Here is a 14551-nt window from a genome sequence, read left to right on the forward strand (position 1 = left end):
TATGAGCGCTACACAGGCAACGGCTGCGCCGATGACCAATACGGGACAGGCTTTCGGAACCAGCGGATATCGGGGTTATGTTCTGTTTTCGTTGCTCGTGGTGTACACGCTTAACTTTATCGATCGCGCACTGATTGGCGTGGTTTCCGAGCCGATCATTCGAGAATTTCAACTCACTGACCTGCAATTCGGCTTCCTCTCCGGCTTCGGATTTGCCCTGACATATACTTTATTTGGAATTCCCATCGCCCGCTTTGCGGAACGGTATAATCGTGTGCGTATTATCGCATTCAGCGTCATTCTCTGGTCGGTCATGACAGCTCTATGTGGAATCGCTGGAAGCTTTATTGCACTGCTGGTATTTCGTGTTGGTGTCGGTATCGGCGAAGCTGGCTGCACGCCCCCTGCCAATTCAATCATCGCAGACTATTTTCCGCCGAGAAGCAGAGCTCGGGCGCTGGCGATTTACGCAATGGGCGTGACGCTTGGCAGCGCTTTGGCAGCAGCTTTTGGTGGTCCCATTGCCGAGGCATTCTCGTGGCGCCAGGCATTTATCATTCTGGGCTTGCCTGGGATTGTTGTCGGCCTGGTCGTATTATTCACGGTCAAGGAGCCACCCCGGGGCTATTCAGATCCTCCCGGTACACCACAGCTGGAAAAATTGGGATTTAATGCGACCCTGAAAAGGCTGAGCGGCAACAAGAGTTACTGGATCAACGCTTTGGCAGCGACGATTGTCGCTTTCGTTGGCTATGGTGTTTCCAGTTTTCAGGTTTCATTCTTTGTGCGCGTGCATGAGTTGAGCATTTCGGATGTTGCGCTGCAGCTGGTACTCCCGATTTCACTCTCGGCGGCGGCCGGTACGTTTGGGGGTGGATTTGCGATCGAGAAGCTGAGCGGTCGTTTTCCCAACGCCGTCGCCTGGGTTCCGGGCTGGTCGCTCATGGCATCGCTGCCGCTATATTGGATCGGCTTTACCACCGACAGTCAATCAACTGCGTTGATGATGCTGATCGTCGCCGCATTCCTCCATTACACTTATCTGGGTTCACAATATACGATTGCTCAAGGTGTGGTCGATGTAAAAGCACGAGCGACATCAATCGCGATATTGCTATTCGTGGTCAATCTGATCGGATATGGGCTTGGTCCTCTGTTTGTCGGAGCGATCAGCGACATTCTTTCGGCATCCTATGTGAGCAGCGCTGCAATTAATGCGCAAATGACGCTGGAGCTTTGCAAGGGAACCGATGCCAGCATATTGGCTGCTGGCAACGAAGCAATGCTGGCAGCCTGTCGCGAGGCTACGGGCGAAGGGGTCCGGGACGCACTCCGCTTCACGGCCATGATATATGGAGCTTCCGGACTTGCCTATCTCTGGCTTTGCAGACATTTGCAGAAAGATCTGCTGGCGAAAATGAACTGATCAGAGCCATTTGGCCCAATTGAAAGCGGACTTCATCTATGGCTCGACCTGAACCCTGGCAGCTTGATCCTGCCAACTATCCGGTGTCGCTGGTCACCCAGACCCGCTTTCAGGATATTGACCCCAACCGGCATCTAAACAATGTCGCCTTTGCGACGATGTTCGAAAATGCGCGGGTTCGGTTCAACCGATCATTGCGCCCCTGGGCGGAGCGACCAAGAAACGAACGCAGCATGGTAGCTGCCGTGACGATCAATTATCTGCGCGAGGGACAGTTTCCCGACGATGTCGAGATTAGCTCAGGTGTCAGCAAGATCGGAACATCAAGCTATGTAATCGCCCAGGCCATGTTCCAGAACGGCCAGTGCATCGCCACCTGCGATGCCGTCATCGTTTGCCGTACTGACGGCGAGGGCAAGCCGCTGCGTCAGGAAGTCGTCGATGAGCTGAAGAAGATGCGGACAACCGGCTAGCAACATACCGCCGGCCTCGCCGCTCGTCCTGATCTTGTCGAAGGACCTTTCAAGACCCTATCGGCACTTCAACATGCTCCATGCGAACGGCCTTCATCGGCAACACGCAATTCAGTCGGTAAAATTCGCGGTCCGTTTCTGCATGAATGCCATGACTGCCTCGACCTGATTGGGTGTGCGGGCAACCTTGTCCTGCCCCACCGACTCCATCATCAATATCTCGTCTTCGTTCATGTCGGGCAGCTTGTTGATCAGGTCCTTGGCCAGTTGGACTGCCTGCGGATGCTTGCTGGCGATCTCGGTGGCGATTTCCATAGCCTTGGCGTGCGGATCATCGGACAGATGGGTAACAAAGCCCAGTTCCTTGCCTTCCTCGCCGGTGAAGATACGGTTGGTATAGGTCAGCTCGCGCAGGATGTCATCGCGCACAAAGCTGCGCCAGGTCGTGTAGCTGCCCATGTCGGGGATCAGGCCCCAGCGCATTTCCATGATGGACATTTTTGCGTCGGGCGCAACCACGCGAATGTCGGCGGCGCTGGCGAATTGCAGGCCACCGCCAATGCACGGACCGTGGATGGCGGCAATAACCGGTGCTTTCAGCTTCCGCCAGAGCAGGACGATATGTTGATATTTATTGGCATTGCCAAAGGTACGTTCGGCCAATGTGCTGGCAAGTGGTGACTTTTCGCCGTCCTTGCTTGGGTCCGATGCAGCAGCGGCGGAAGCTGCAAAGCTGCCCATATCGAGACCGGCGCAAAAAGCCTTGCCCTCTCCCGAAAGGACGATTGCTCTTATGCCTTCCATCGCCGCCAGCTTTTCGCCCGCTTCGACAATCGCATCAATTTGCTCGCCATCGAGCGCATTCATCTTTTCCGGCCGGTTGAACCGGACATCGGCGATATGATCCTTGACGGTAATGGTGACGCGTTCTGACATGTTTGATCCTTTACTCTTCCCCGTTCGCTTCGGGCGAAGTCGAGAAGCTTGATATTCCCACTGTGTCTCGACTGCACTCGACACCAACGGAAATGTAGATTCGTTGCTATATTGAGCCCTGTTTAATCGCCCAATTAACAAGCGGCAACTGGTCATTGCCAAAATACATTCTTTCGCCGTCCTCAAAGGGCACGAATATGCTCGGCGAACCATAAGCGCCGCGTGCGATCGCCTCTTCGGTATTGGCGCGCAGCCGGTCCTTGACGTCCTGCTCCTGAATCCGTGCGGCCAGCGCTTCGCCGTCCAGGTCCACCTCATTTGCGATGGTGATCAGCACTGACCGATCATCCAGATTACGCTGATCGCCATAATAAGCGGCGAAAGCAGCGGTCGCGAACTTGTGCAGTGCCGCCTGATCCTCTTCCAGAGCGCAGCATAGCCGCATCCCGTGCACCGACTTCACCGGATGATGTTCGCTCGGAAAATTCATCGGCAGCCCGGCAAGCTTTGCCCAGTCCTTGAGCACACGAAAACTGTGGACGAATTTTCGATTATCCGGATTTTCCCGCGCCGCGTAGACGTCCTGATTGACCGCATTGAAGACACCCCCGACCAGGAACGGCTTCCAGATAATTTCCGCGTCATTCTCAGCAATGATCGGCTGAATATTATGGAAAGCGAGATACGTCCATGGCGAAGAGAGGTCAAAATAGAATTCTACCATAGTCATTTCTCAAGTCCCTTTATCATTCCCGTGTTCCGCACTTGATGGGGAACACTGGTAGCGGAGCACCTCGCGCTCGCCTTATTCCTTCAACCCGAACAATGTCTTGCGCGTCTGGGCGTCATCCTGCGGGTTGCGGTTGATCTTGTCGCGACCGACAGCCATCCCGCGCCGCAAGCCTTCTCGCTGTTTCAGCGTCTCGTACCAGCGTTTCACATTGGCGAACCCGTCGAGATCAATGTCTTGCCGCCTGTAGGTCTGCACCCAGGGAAAGCAGGACATGTCCGCGATGCTGTATGCCTCGCCCGCGAGATAATCATTGCCTGCCAGCCGCCGGTCCATCACCCCGAACAGTCTCAGCACTTCCTTGCGATAGCGCTCGGTGGCATATTCAATCCGATCCGGCGCGTAGAGTTTGAAGTGACCATGCTGACCCATCATCGGTCCCAGCCCGCCCATCTGCCACATCAGCCATTCCGTGGCCGCAATCTGGCCGCGCAGATCATGCGGCAGGAAGTCTTCTGCCTTGTCAGCGAGATAAAGCAGGATAGCACCAGTCTCGAAAACAGACACTGGCTCCCCGCCATCCGCAGGATCATGATCGACAATGGCGGGGATCCGGTTGTTCGGGCTGATCGCTAGAAACTCCGGCTCGAACTGCTCCCCTGCCCCGATATTCACCCACTTGATATCATAATCCAGCCCGCATTCCTCAAGCATTACTGAAATCTTCCAGCCATTGGGAGTCGGAGCAAAATAGAGATCGATCAAGAGGCTATCACCTTTTGAAGATCACGGATTCCGTTCAGCACATGATCCATCAAATCGCTTCGCTTTGCCCCGGCGTATTGACACCCATTTTCTGCAGATATTTCTTCACATTGCGCGCAGCCTGACGGATGCGCTGCTCGTTCTCGACCAGTGCGATCCGGACAAAGCCCTCGCCATCCTCGCCATAGCCAACGCCAGGCGCGACCGCGACGCCAGCCTGGGTGAGCAATTGTTTGGAAAATTCGAGACTGCCCATATGGGCCAGCTGCGGCGGCAGCGGGGCCCAGGCGAACATCGATGCCGCGGGCGGCGGGACTTCCCAGCCTGCCCGACCAAAGCTTTCCACCAGAACATCGCGCCGTTTGTGATAGAGCTCGCGGTTCTTGGCAACCTGATCCTGCGGACCGTTGAGCGCCGCGCAGGCGGCTGCCTGAATCGGGGTGAAGCCGCCATAATCAATATAGCTTTTCACCCGGGTCAGTGCTTCGATGAGTGTCTTGTTGCCGACCGCGAAACCGACCCGCCAGCCGGCCATGGAATAGGTCTTGCTGAGTGAGGTAAATTCAACCGCAACGTCTTTTGCGCCGGGCACCTGCAATATCGAAGGCGTCGGGTTGCCGTCATAATAGAGCTCGGAATAGGCGAGATCGGACAAGAGCCAGACCTTGTTTTCCTTTGCCCAGGCCACCAGTCGCTCGTAGAAAGCGAGATCGACCACTTCCGCGGTCGGGTTGGACGGATAGTTTACCACCAGAAGTGTCGGACGCGGAACGGTAAAGGCCATCGCCCGTTCCAGCGATTCCCAATAATGTTCGTCAGGCGTTGTCGGTACGCTGCGGATGGTTGCACCGGCAATGATGAAACCGAACGTATGGATCGGATAGCTCGGATTGGGCGCAAGAATACAGTCGCCCGGCGCGGTAATCGCCGTTGCCAGACTGGCCAGACCTTCCTTTGATCCGAGGGTCACAACGACTTCCGTCTCAGGATCCACATCCACGCCAAAGCGGCGGCCGTAATAATTGGCCTGTGCCTTGCGCAAACCCGGAATTCCCTTGGATGCCGAATAGCCATGCGCGTCGGGTTTCTGCGCCACTTCGCACAGCTTGTCGATGACATGCTGCGGTGGCGGCAGATCGGGATTGCCCATGCCAAGATCGATGATGTCCTCACCCGCCGCTCGCGCTGCCGCCCGCATGTTATTGACTTCAGCAATGACATAAGGAGGCAGGCGTTTGATGCGGTAAAATTCTTCGGACATTTTAGATCGTTTCTTGCGTTAAATGTTACAGGACCCCTGCTTTGCGTAATTTTGATACAAATGTCGAGAGCTGGCAGCTGGTTTCCGCAATTTGTCCGCAACAGGCGTGGTGGAGCGCTGATAGGAGATCAATGCAGCGCTCGATTGGCAGTGCCCACAATGACCGAGTGCTTAGGCCTGAAGCCGATTTGCCCCTCGGAAAACTGTCTGACTCTTGCTGCCGGTAAGCGCAATCGACTTGGCCCGGATCGTATCCAAAAAATGCCAGGTTGAAGTCGCTTTTTCGGGGGTTAGCGCCACTGTCATATAGCCGCGATGCTCCGTGTCAGCCCATTGCAGCTGCTTGTTGGCACCGACCACAGCTTTGGCAACCAGGTCAGGATCCACCCCTTTTGTATAGGCTTCGAAGCCCGGTGAACTGACACTATGTCCGGCGAATTCTACGCCCGCAGCGCCATCTTGTGTCCCCAGATCAAAAGCCCAGGCATTGTGACTGTCGCCCGAAAGGACGATCAAATCGGCATCGGCCTGCTGCGCGGCGGCCAGCGAGCGGGCGCGGGCCTGCGGATAGCCGTCCCAGCTGTCGAAATTGATCGGCAGTCCGATCTGGGCGGCGAGCGCGCCCACCGCGACGCGCGCCTGCGCGATCGGGGGCGCATCTTCCGGCACCCAGTTTTTGGCAACTTGCGGCAGCACCAGCTCGCCCATCACGCATTGCTGTGACCAGACTTGCCACTTCGTGCCAGAAGTCTTGGATTTCTGTAGCGCATTCGCGAACCATTGCTCCTGAACATTGCCCAGCATCGAGCGGTCCGGGTCCTGCCAGACATCGTCGCGAAACGCCTTGAGCGCCGCGGCGACATCTTTCTGCCCCTTGATCGCTTCGGCCAGGTCCACCGGCTTGTCGCGTCCGCCAATCCGGCTCTCGGTAAAAAACAGGGTCGCCAGATCGCCGATCTGATATTCGCGCCAGCGCGGGCTACCAAATTCCATATCCCGAACCGGCATCCACTCCCGATAGACGCGCTCCGCGACACGCTTGCGCACTTCCCAGTCACCCTCGCTCGGATCATGGTTCTGCGCGCCATCCCGATAGGCGTCATTGGCGAATTCATGATCATCCCATGACGGTATCATCGGCAACACCTGATGGATGCGCTGCAGGTCGGGATCGCTGCGATAGGCGGCATAGCGCAGCCGGTAGTCGGCGAGCTGGACCATCTCGTGGGCGGGATCGATTTTGCGGCCGGCCAGCGCCTCTTCTTTGGAAGGATAGGTGCCGATCGGATATTCGTAAAGATAATCGCCGGTGTGAATGATCAGGTCGAGATTTTTATTTTGCGCGGCATGGGCATAGGCGTTGAAATAGCCGAACGGCATGTTGGAACATCCAACAACGCCGATATTGAAATTCTGCACCGGCCCCTGCGGCAAGGTCCGGGTCCGACCTATGACCGATTTCGAGCCGTCCGGCCCAACGAAGCGATAGAAATACCATTTATCGGGGGCCAGCCCCTGCACCGTGATCTTGGCGGTAAAGTCCCGTTCGGCCTTTGCCTGCACTTCGCCGACCATTTTTGCGCCAGCGAAATCGGCATTGTCCGATATCTCCGCGGTCAGACTGGCGTCACCGCTGCTGACATAGCGCGTCCACAACAGCACCGATTCTTGGCCAGGTTCGCCGCTGGCGACGCCATGGGTAAATCCTTTTCCACCCATTAGCGATGCCGAGGCCGGCACGCTGAGCGCCCCAAGGCCAAAAGTTCCCAGTGCCATCAACTGACGACGATCGATATTCATGGTCATGATTTTATCCCAAAATGCCTAGAGCGAGCAGAATAGCGAAGAATAGAGACAGGCTTATGACAGTGAATATAAGCAGGAACGACACTCGGAACAGCGCCTCGGGGCGGGACATCTTGTAAGCATGTCTGAGTTGCCGATAGATGTGGAAAGGTGGATAGAATAGCAGCAACGCCCCCCATATGGACGCGGGAGCCCCAATGGCAGCCAATATGGCGCAGGTCACAAACAACAGAGACATGAACGCGATGGAATAGGTGGCGAACACCGCGTGGTCATAAAAGTGAAGACCGCGCCGACCGATCAATGTCAGCCACACGAAAGGGATGGAGATCGGAATCAGGAGCCAGGCAAATTTATAGCCATTGGCTTTCAGTTTGTAGAGAAGCAGAGAAGGATTTTCAGTAGCACGTTCGAGACCGCCCTTCAGCATCTTGCCAATCGAACTATCCTTGAATTCGTCCCAAATCTCGACTCGATTGCCGTTGCCGCCACTGATATTTCCTGCACCCGCAGCGCTTTCCGTGTTTGAGACCAGCGCCTCATCGCTTCCGAATTCTCCGATCTCTGTGCCATTCTTACCCAATCCGGCTTCCGGATAGGGAATTTCGCTCATCGTCATGGTTGCCATGATATTGCGGGCCCGCTTTATATCGAGAATTTGCTCCTGAACTTCCGTCTTGTCTTCCTCTCTCGTCGTTTCCAGTTCATTGATCTTGTCCCGCAAGCGCTTTTCAAGCTCTTGGGTTTCCACCGCTATCGCACTGTTGAATTCGACGCCTTCGCTAGCACCACCCTCTGTCGAAAACGGGTCTGCGATGAAGGAAAATACCGCAAACATCATGAATACCGAAAAGAGGAACAGAGCCATTGGAGAGATGAATTTGGCGCGTTCGCCTCGTACATAGCGACGCGTCAGATCACCCGGCTTCCAGACCAGCAGTGGCAATGTCCGCCAGAACTTTCCCTCAAAATGCAGCACGCCATGCAATATATCGTGCCAGAAGGAGCCGATCGAACGGTGGACATGCAGAGGCTGGCCGCAATCCGCGCAATAATGACTGGTCACCAGCGCGTTGCAGTTAAGGCATGTTCCGCCCTTGCCCCCCGATGCGCCGGTGCTTTCATCATCCACCGCCTTGGCGATCAAGCCGCCTTCGATGGCGGTACCCATGGCTTCCAATTCCCCTGACATGCTGCCCATTTTTGGCCCATTCGGCCAATAAGGCAAGTGGCTTTTGCATTCTACTCGATCTAGCAATATATGACATATTATATCCGGCTACGGAGAGACAGAATGGGCTCAACCATAATATAAGCACGCCAGAAAAACGCTGTCATCACGGTGGACAAACTATTTGCCGAACTCACTATCACGCCCCTGATTGATGTTCTCCTTATCCTACTGGTGACGCTCGTGTTTTTCATTCCGGCTGTCACTCATTTCGACTGGAATCGCGATCCGGAATGATATTCTGTTGGACAGCGACCGGTTACAGGTCCGGCTGGCTATGACGACCAGGGAGCCGGCAAAACCCCAACTCCATTTTGAAAACGATGCCGGAGCCCGGTAGGAACGGTTTGAACGACTTGTGGCGATGAGAAAAGGGGAAGGCGATGGACAAGTCGGTTTCTTAGACAATGAGCAATTTGCGAGCTGGGACAACCCCCGACTTCTTGATTCAGGCGAGGGAAGTCGGTCACTCGCAGACGCCCTTTCGCCGGATGCACGCTACCCTTGGGTGATACTATGCCTGAAGAGGGGCCCGATAGGGAATAACTAGGATTTGAAACTTTTTCGATGAAAAAGGCATCTCTCATCCTCGTCTGAACAGGCGGCAATATGTCTATTATATTGTTCGATAATCTGTTTGGACAACCGACCAAATCCCCAGCAATTCATTGGCTTAAAGACCAAATTCCGGAATGTACCGAAACAAGGCTTAATGCTGTGAGCAAATGATTCTTAGGCAAATGGCTTTTTGTCCGTTTACAAGGTAATGAACAAACTAGATTTAGGTGACGGAAGATGAAAGCAAAGATCGCTCACCAAATACGCTGGATTCATGGATCGACCATTTTGCTGGTGTCGATCGTTTTTGGTATTCTGGCCTGGAGCGGTGCGAGCTTAACTCAGGACGAGGGCAGGATTGCAGTCGTCTGGCTAGCCAATGCGTTTCTTGTAGCGGTCATTCTAAGGTCAGCGAAAAAGCGTGTGCCCCACTATCTAGCGGGGGCGTTTCTAGCGAATATTGCCGCTAATCTTCTGACCGGTGATACTGTCATCCACGGCATGACGCTGGCTGCCATCAATCAGTTCGAGATGATCCTGATCTGGCTTCTCATGCAACGGCTCGGCGCTGCCAAACCGGATATGCAGCGAATTCGGGAGCTAGGAATATTCTGTTTGGTGGGCGGCCTGATAGCCCCCCTGGCCTCGGGACTGCTTGCCGGGCTGTTTTTTTCCACTGGGTCTTGGCAGTCATTTCTCATGTCTTGGCTTCAGTGGACCGTCACTGACGGCCTCGGCATGATTTTGCTCAGTCCCGCCGTTATGGTACTGATTGACCTGATCAGGCCCATTCCGACGCTGAGAGGCGGCAGAAGCTTGCTGATCGTCAATACCAGTCACTGGGAGTGGATAGCGATCCAGTCGTTCACATTTGCTTCTGCAGTGATGATTTTTTGGGTTCTCAATTTTCCCGTCTTTTTCTTGGTAGCCCCTTTGGTTCTGCTGAATGCATTTAGATTGGGTACGCCTGGCACTTCAGTATCCATCGTACTCATTGCTTTCGTTGTCGTCATCGCCGCAGCTTTCGAAACAGGACCATTTTATGCCGTAGAGCTTTCGCTGACAGCGAAATTGTTTGTCCTGCAATTTTTCCTTCTGAGCTGCTTTGCAGTGGGAATGCCCACTTCGGCAATGCTGACCGAGAAAGCGTCGATCCGCAATACTTTACGCATCCATCGCGAAGTCCGCGACTCCATGCTGGAGAATATGAGCGAAGTTATCTTTCGGGCAAACAATGACCTTCAATGGCAGTTTTTAAACTCTGCTTGGGAGAAGCTGACGGGCCGTTCCGTGCGGGACAGTTTGGGACAGCACATGTCCGAGATATTTGATGTGGATGAGTTTGCCGCTCTGAAAGCTGAGCTTCAATCAATCCAGTCAGCCATGCTCAAACGCTCGCGGTTTGAAGGTTCAATCCGCCATCAAGACGGATCAAAAGTTGATGTAGAACTGAGCTTTTCCGGATTGGCCGGTGAAGATGATAAAATCATTGGTATCGTCGGCAGCATTAGAGACGTGACTGAACGCAAGCAAATGGAGCAAAATCTGATCGCTGCCAGAGTGGGTGCCGAGACAGCAGCGGATGCAAAAACACGTTTTCTCGCAAACATGAGCCACGAAATCAGAACTCCCATGAACGGTGTACTTGGATTCACTCAGCTGTTGCTAGACAGCGATCTGCCTACCGAACAAAAATATCATGCGCAGATGATTCTGGATTCCGGCAACGGCATGATGCGGCTTCTCAATAATATTTTGGACATTTCGAAGGTCGAGGCTGGCCAGACCGATTGTACGCTAGAGCCAATGTCGACACGGCATATGCTCAAAAATTGTGTCGGTCTGATGGCCCCCATCGCCGATAAAAAACAACTCGGCCTATATCTGAAAATCGAGGATACAGTGCCCAATCAAGTTCTTGCAGATGCCGATCATTTGCGTCAGATCATACTCAATCTGCTGGGAAATGCGGTCAAATTTACCCAAGCCGGTGCCGTTACAGTCACGGTCGAAGCAGACATGCCGGTTGCTGACAAAACCAATATCCACTTGTTTGTTGAAGATACTGGAATCGGCATTCCCTCGGATCGGCTCGAAGCCATATTCGTACCATTTGAACAAGCAAAACCCGATACTTCAAGAAACTTTGGAGGCAGCGGTCTGGGCTTGACGATCAGCAGACAATTGGCCTCGATCATAGGAGGAACCATTGAAGTCTGCAGCACCGAGGGGAATGGCACCACCTTTCACCTGCAATTCCCGGTCAGTATATTACCGGACGAACTGGCGGAACCACAGAAACTGGTTGAAAAAACAACAGAAGCCGGCTCGAGCCAAGCGTTGGACAAACCGGTCTCAAAAATCTGCAACGGAAGGATTTTGCTGGCGGAAGATCATGATATCAATCAGATTTTGATTGCCGAGATGATCAGGAAACTTGGTTATCAAACGGTTCTGGCCGTAAACGGCCAAGACGCCATTGCGAAGTTGGAAGCAGCCGCCAGTGAAAACATGCCGTTTGATTTGGTGCTGATGGATGTTCAAATGCCGATTATGGACGGGTATGAGGCTTCAGAAACCATTCGGTCAAAAGGCTATTCCAAAGACGTGTTGCCGATCTTGGCCATAACCGCAAACGCCTATCCCGAAGATATTGCTCATTGCCTTCAATCCGGCATGCAGGGTCATATCGCCAAACCAGTAATGATCGACAAGTTGAAATCATCTTTGCAAGAATGGATAACAGTAAACTAGCAATTTCATCAGCAATCGATATTGCTATAGAAGAGACGCAAGTGCATGTGGCTATTGGAGAACTTTACTTGCACCGGCAATAATACTCAATTTCGATATCACTATACAACCGCTGCTTGATCCGCCACATATCACTATATGGAACTGAACCTCAAAAATCGGATCGTGCTGGTTACGGCTGGCAGCAAGGGTATCGGACTGGCGACCGCATTGGGCTTTTACAAATCAGGCGCGAAAGTAGCGATTTGCGGTCGGACCCGATCGACGCTTGACGCCGCGGCTGCGCAAATGCCGGGTTGCCAGGCCCTCATCGGTGACGTGTCCAGATCTGAGGATATCGAAGGGGTCATAGCAGCGGTGGCGCAAGAATTTGGCAGCATCGATATATTGGTGAATAACGCTGGCGGACCCCCGCCTGGCCTTTTTGTAGATCTGGCTGACGAAGATTGGGACAAAGCCATAGAGTTGACTTTAAAATCCGTTATCCGCGCTACCCGGCTTGTGCTGCCGCATATGCGGGCCCAGAAATGGGGCCGGATCATCAATATTTCGTCGACTGGCGTAAAACAGCCCGTTCTTGGTCTTACCCTGTCCAACAGTATCAGGATGGCCGTATTGGGCTGGGCCAAAACGCTCGCCAATCAGGTTGCGGCCGACAATGTGCTGGTGAATACGATCTGCCCCGGTTTCACCCAGACTGATCGTATCGCCCAAATTCTCGAACAACAATCTGCCGCCTCCGGAAAGAGCATCGAAGAGATTGCCGCAGGGCTCGCAGCGCAGATCCCGATGCAACGTATCGGCCGGCCTGAAGAGGTTGCCAATCTGGCGGTCTTCCTCGGATCGGAAGCCGCAAGCTATATAACCGGTACATCGATTCAGGTAGACGGTGGATCAGTACAAGGCTTTTGAAGCCAACACATTCGCGGTCTATTGCCCACGAGCTGCACAACAATTGTTTCCCACCGGGCAAAAGCCCGCTAATGGGCGCCCATGACCGCAGAAAAACCAAAACTCATCATCCGCATGGCCGAACTGGAAGACGCCAGAAAAATCTCGACCCTTTCACGCAAGGTTTACGGTAAGGGAGAAGGTTATACGGCCGAGGAAGTGCGCGGCCAGATCAACAATTTTGCCGATGGCCAGCTGGTCGCGGAATATGAAGGCAAGATTGTCGGCCATTGCGCAACATTCCAGATATCCGAAAAAACTGCCCGCGCGGCACATAGCTGGGCCGAAATTACCGGCGGCGGCTTTGCTGCCCGGCATGACCCTGATGGTGAAATTCTCTATGGCATGGAAGTCAGCGTCGACCCGGATTACCGGCGCTTGCGCATCGGACTGCGCTTCTACAAGGTACGCCGGGAACTCTGCCAGCATCTCGGACTGAAAGGCATCATCTTTGGCGGACGGCTGCCCGGCTATGCCCGGCGCAAACGCAAATATCCCGACCCGGCGGATTATCTGGCGGCGGTGGTCAACAAGCAGCTCCGCGATCCGGTCATCAACTTCCAGCTCAATCAGGGCTTTGTCCCGCTCGGGATTTTGAAAGACTATATGCCGACCGACAAGGCATCCGGCGGCAATGCGGTGCATATGTTTTGGGAAAACCCGCTGGCGGCCGAAGCGAAGCTGGTGACGCAGACACCGCATGACCGCCTGCCCCAATCGGTGCGCGTCGCGACTGTACAGTTCCAGATGCGCAAAATTGCATCGCAGACGGAGTTTGAGGAACAAGTCGAATATTTTGTCGATGTTGCGGCCGATTATGGCGCGGACTTCGTGACTTTTCCGGAATTGTTCACGCTGCAATTATTGTCTCTGGAGGGCGAAAAACTCGACCCGGCCCAAGCGATCGAAAAAATCGCCGAATATACCGATCGGTTCAAGGAAGTGATGGAGAAACTCGCGGTTTCCTATCATATCAACATCATTGGCGGCTCGCACCCGACCCGTATGGAAAATGGTGATATACGCAATATTTCCTACGTGTTCCTGCGCAATGGTGCAATTTACACGCAAGACAAGCTGCACCCGACGCCCAGTGAAGTGCGCTGGTGGAATATCAAGGGTGGCTATGGCGCAGAAGCGATCCCGACCGACTGCGGTCCGATCGGAGTGATGATCTGCTATGACAGCGAATTTCCGGAAATGGCGCGGCATCTGGTCGATCAGGGCGCTATGATCCTGTTCGTTCCCTTCTGTACCGATGAACGGCGCGGCTATTTGCGGGTGCGTTACTGCTGTCAGGCACGGGCGGTGGAGAACCAGTGCTATGTCGTGATGTCCGGTGTGGTCGGAAACCTGCCCAACGTCGAAAATATGGACATCCACTATGCCGAAAGCGCGATATTGACGCCATCGGACTTCCCCTTCGCGCGGGACGGCGTCGCTGCAGATACCGCGCCCAACACAGAAACAATCGCGATTGCCGATCTGTCGATGACAAGCCTGTTGACCAGCCGGCAATCCGGCGCTGTGCAGAACCTGAAGGACCGCCGCTTCGATCTCTATCGCGTGCTTTGGAAGGGTTAGGCCGTTCACCCGCCTTTTCAGGGGGAGGTTGCACGAACCGAAATCGAAAAGGCAGGCGCGTAAGCGAGAATATCGC

Annotated in this window: 11 protein-coding genes; 5 read left to right on the forward strand and 6 right to left on the reverse strand. The window is 54.2% G+C overall.

Annotated features, from left to right (window positions below; genetic code table 11):
- The first annotated feature begins 1 nt into the window (after window position 1).
- Together AZE99_RS12335 and AZE99_RS12340 are read left to right on the forward strand one after the other, a co-directional pair.
- Window positions 2-1426: a spinster family MFS transporter gene (locus tag AZE99_RS12335; protein ID WP_067201575.1), complete on the forward strand. Its 1425-nt coding sequence runs from the start codon at window positions 2-4 to the stop codon at window positions 1424-1426.
- 38 nt (window positions 1427-1464) lie between these two features.
- Window positions 1465-1899 carry an acyl-CoA thioesterase gene (locus AZE99_RS12340; RefSeq protein ID WP_067201577.1) on the forward strand — a complete coding sequence of 145 codons (435 nt, stop codon included), beginning with the start codon at window positions 1465-1467 and terminating at the stop codon, window positions 1897-1899.
- A 111-nt stretch (window positions 1900-2010) separates the two neighbouring features.
- Here the strand turns inward: AZE99_RS12340 and AZE99_RS12345 are convergent, their stop codons facing one another.
- The 6 genes from AZE99_RS12345 to AZE99_RS12370 all read right to left on the reverse strand — a co-directional run bounded on the left by AZE99_RS12345 (window position 2011) and on the right by AZE99_RS12370 (window position 8568).
- Window positions 2011-2835, reverse strand: coding sequence for a crotonase/enoyl-CoA hydratase family protein (locus AZE99_RS12345; protein ID WP_067201580.1), 825 nt, complete (start codon window positions 2833-2835; stop codon window positions 2011-2013).
- Between the two features lie 106 nt (window positions 2836-2941).
- Window positions 2942-3565 carry a 2-hydroxychromene-2-carboxylate isomerase gene (locus tag AZE99_RS12350; RefSeq protein ID WP_156472247.1) on the reverse strand — a complete coding sequence of 208 codons (624 nt, stop codon included), beginning with the start codon at window positions 3563-3565 and terminating at the stop codon, window positions 2942-2944.
- Between the two features lie 75 nt (window positions 3566-3640).
- Complete coding sequence (locus tag AZE99_RS12355; RefSeq protein ID WP_067201586.1) at window positions 3641-4330, reverse strand: glutathione binding-like protein; 690 nt, start codon at window positions 4328-4330, stop codon at window positions 3641-3643.
- A gap of 49 nt (window positions 4331-4379) precedes the next feature.
- On the reverse strand, window positions 4380-5591 hold the full coding sequence (locus AZE99_RS12360) for an LL-diaminopimelate aminotransferase (protein WP_067201589.1): 1212 nt from the start codon (window positions 5589-5591) through the stop codon (window positions 4380-4382).
- 171 nt (window positions 5592-5762) lie between these two features.
- Complete coding sequence (locus AZE99_RS12365; RefSeq protein ID WP_067201592.1) at window positions 5763-7397, reverse strand: alkaline phosphatase D family protein; 1635 nt, start codon at window positions 7395-7397, stop codon at window positions 5763-5765.
- A gap of 4 nt (window positions 7398-7401) precedes the next feature.
- Window positions 7402-8568 (reverse strand): DUF3667 domain-containing protein, encoded by a 1167-nt coding sequence (locus AZE99_RS12370; RefSeq protein WP_197460188.1) that lies wholly within the window; start codon window positions 8566-8568, stop codon window positions 7402-7404.
- An 855-nt stretch (window positions 8569-9423) separates the two neighbouring features.
- Here AZE99_RS12370 and AZE99_RS12375 point away from each other — a divergent pair.
- The 3 genes from AZE99_RS12375 (at window position 9424) to AZE99_RS12385 (ending at window position 14475) form a co-directional block, all read left to right on the forward strand.
- Window positions 9424-11940 (forward strand): ATP-binding protein, encoded by a 2517-nt coding sequence (locus tag AZE99_RS12375; RefSeq protein WP_067201597.1) that lies wholly within the window; start codon window positions 9424-9426, stop codon window positions 11938-11940.
- A 138-nt stretch (window positions 11941-12078) separates the two neighbouring features.
- A complete protein-coding gene (locus AZE99_RS12380) occupies window positions 12079-12852 on the forward strand; it encodes an SDR family oxidoreductase (RefSeq protein ID WP_067201600.1) in 774 nt (257 codons plus the stop codon).
- 81 nt (window positions 12853-12933) lie between these two features.
- Entirely contained in the window at window positions 12934-14475 is a 1542-nt protein-coding gene (locus tag AZE99_RS12385; protein WP_067201603.1) for a bifunctional GNAT family N-acetyltransferase/carbon-nitrogen hydrolase family protein, read from the forward strand.
- Window positions 14476-14551 lie beyond the last annotated feature (76 nt).

The sequence above is a fragment of the Sphingorhabdus sp. M41 genome, assembly GCF_001586275.1.
Classification (GTDB): domain Bacteria; phylum Pseudomonadota; class Alphaproteobacteria; order Sphingomonadales; family Sphingomonadaceae; genus Parasphingorhabdus.

Coding starts and splice junctions, on each gene's coding strand:
- AZE99_RS12335 (WP_067201575.1), top strand. CDS start 2: ATGAGCGCTACACAGGCAACGGCTGCGCCGATGACCAATACGGGACAG.
- AZE99_RS12340 (WP_067201577.1), top strand. CDS start 1,465: ATGGCTCGACCTGAACCCTGGCAGCTTGATCCTGCCAACTATCCGGTG.
- AZE99_RS12345 (WP_067201580.1), bottom strand. CDS start 2,835: ATGTCAGAACGCGTCACCATTACCGTCAAGGATCATATCGCCGATGTC.
- AZE99_RS12350 (WP_156472247.1), bottom strand. CDS start 3,565: ATGACTATGGTAGAATTCTATTTTGACCTCTCTTCGCCATGGACGTAT.
- AZE99_RS12360 (WP_067201589.1), bottom strand. CDS start 5,591: ATGTCCGAAGAATTTTACCGCATCAAACGCCTGCCTCCTTATGTCATT.
- AZE99_RS12365 (WP_067201592.1), bottom strand. CDS start 7,397: ATGACCATGAATATCGATCGTCGTCAGTTGATGGCACTGGGAACTTTT.
- AZE99_RS12370 (WP_197460188.1), bottom strand. CDS start 8,568: ATGGGTACCGCCATCGAAGGCGGCTTGATCGCCAAGGCGGTGGATGAT.
- AZE99_RS12375 (WP_067201597.1), top strand. CDS start 9,424: ATGAAAGCAAAGATCGCTCACCAAATACGCTGGATTCATGGATCGACC.
- AZE99_RS12380 (WP_067201600.1), top strand. CDS start 12,079: ATGGAACTGAACCTCAAAAATCGGATCGTGCTGGTTACGGCTGGCAGC.
- AZE99_RS12385 (WP_067201603.1), top strand. CDS start 12,934: ATGACCGCAGAAAAACCAAAACTCATCATCCGCATGGCCGAACTGGAA.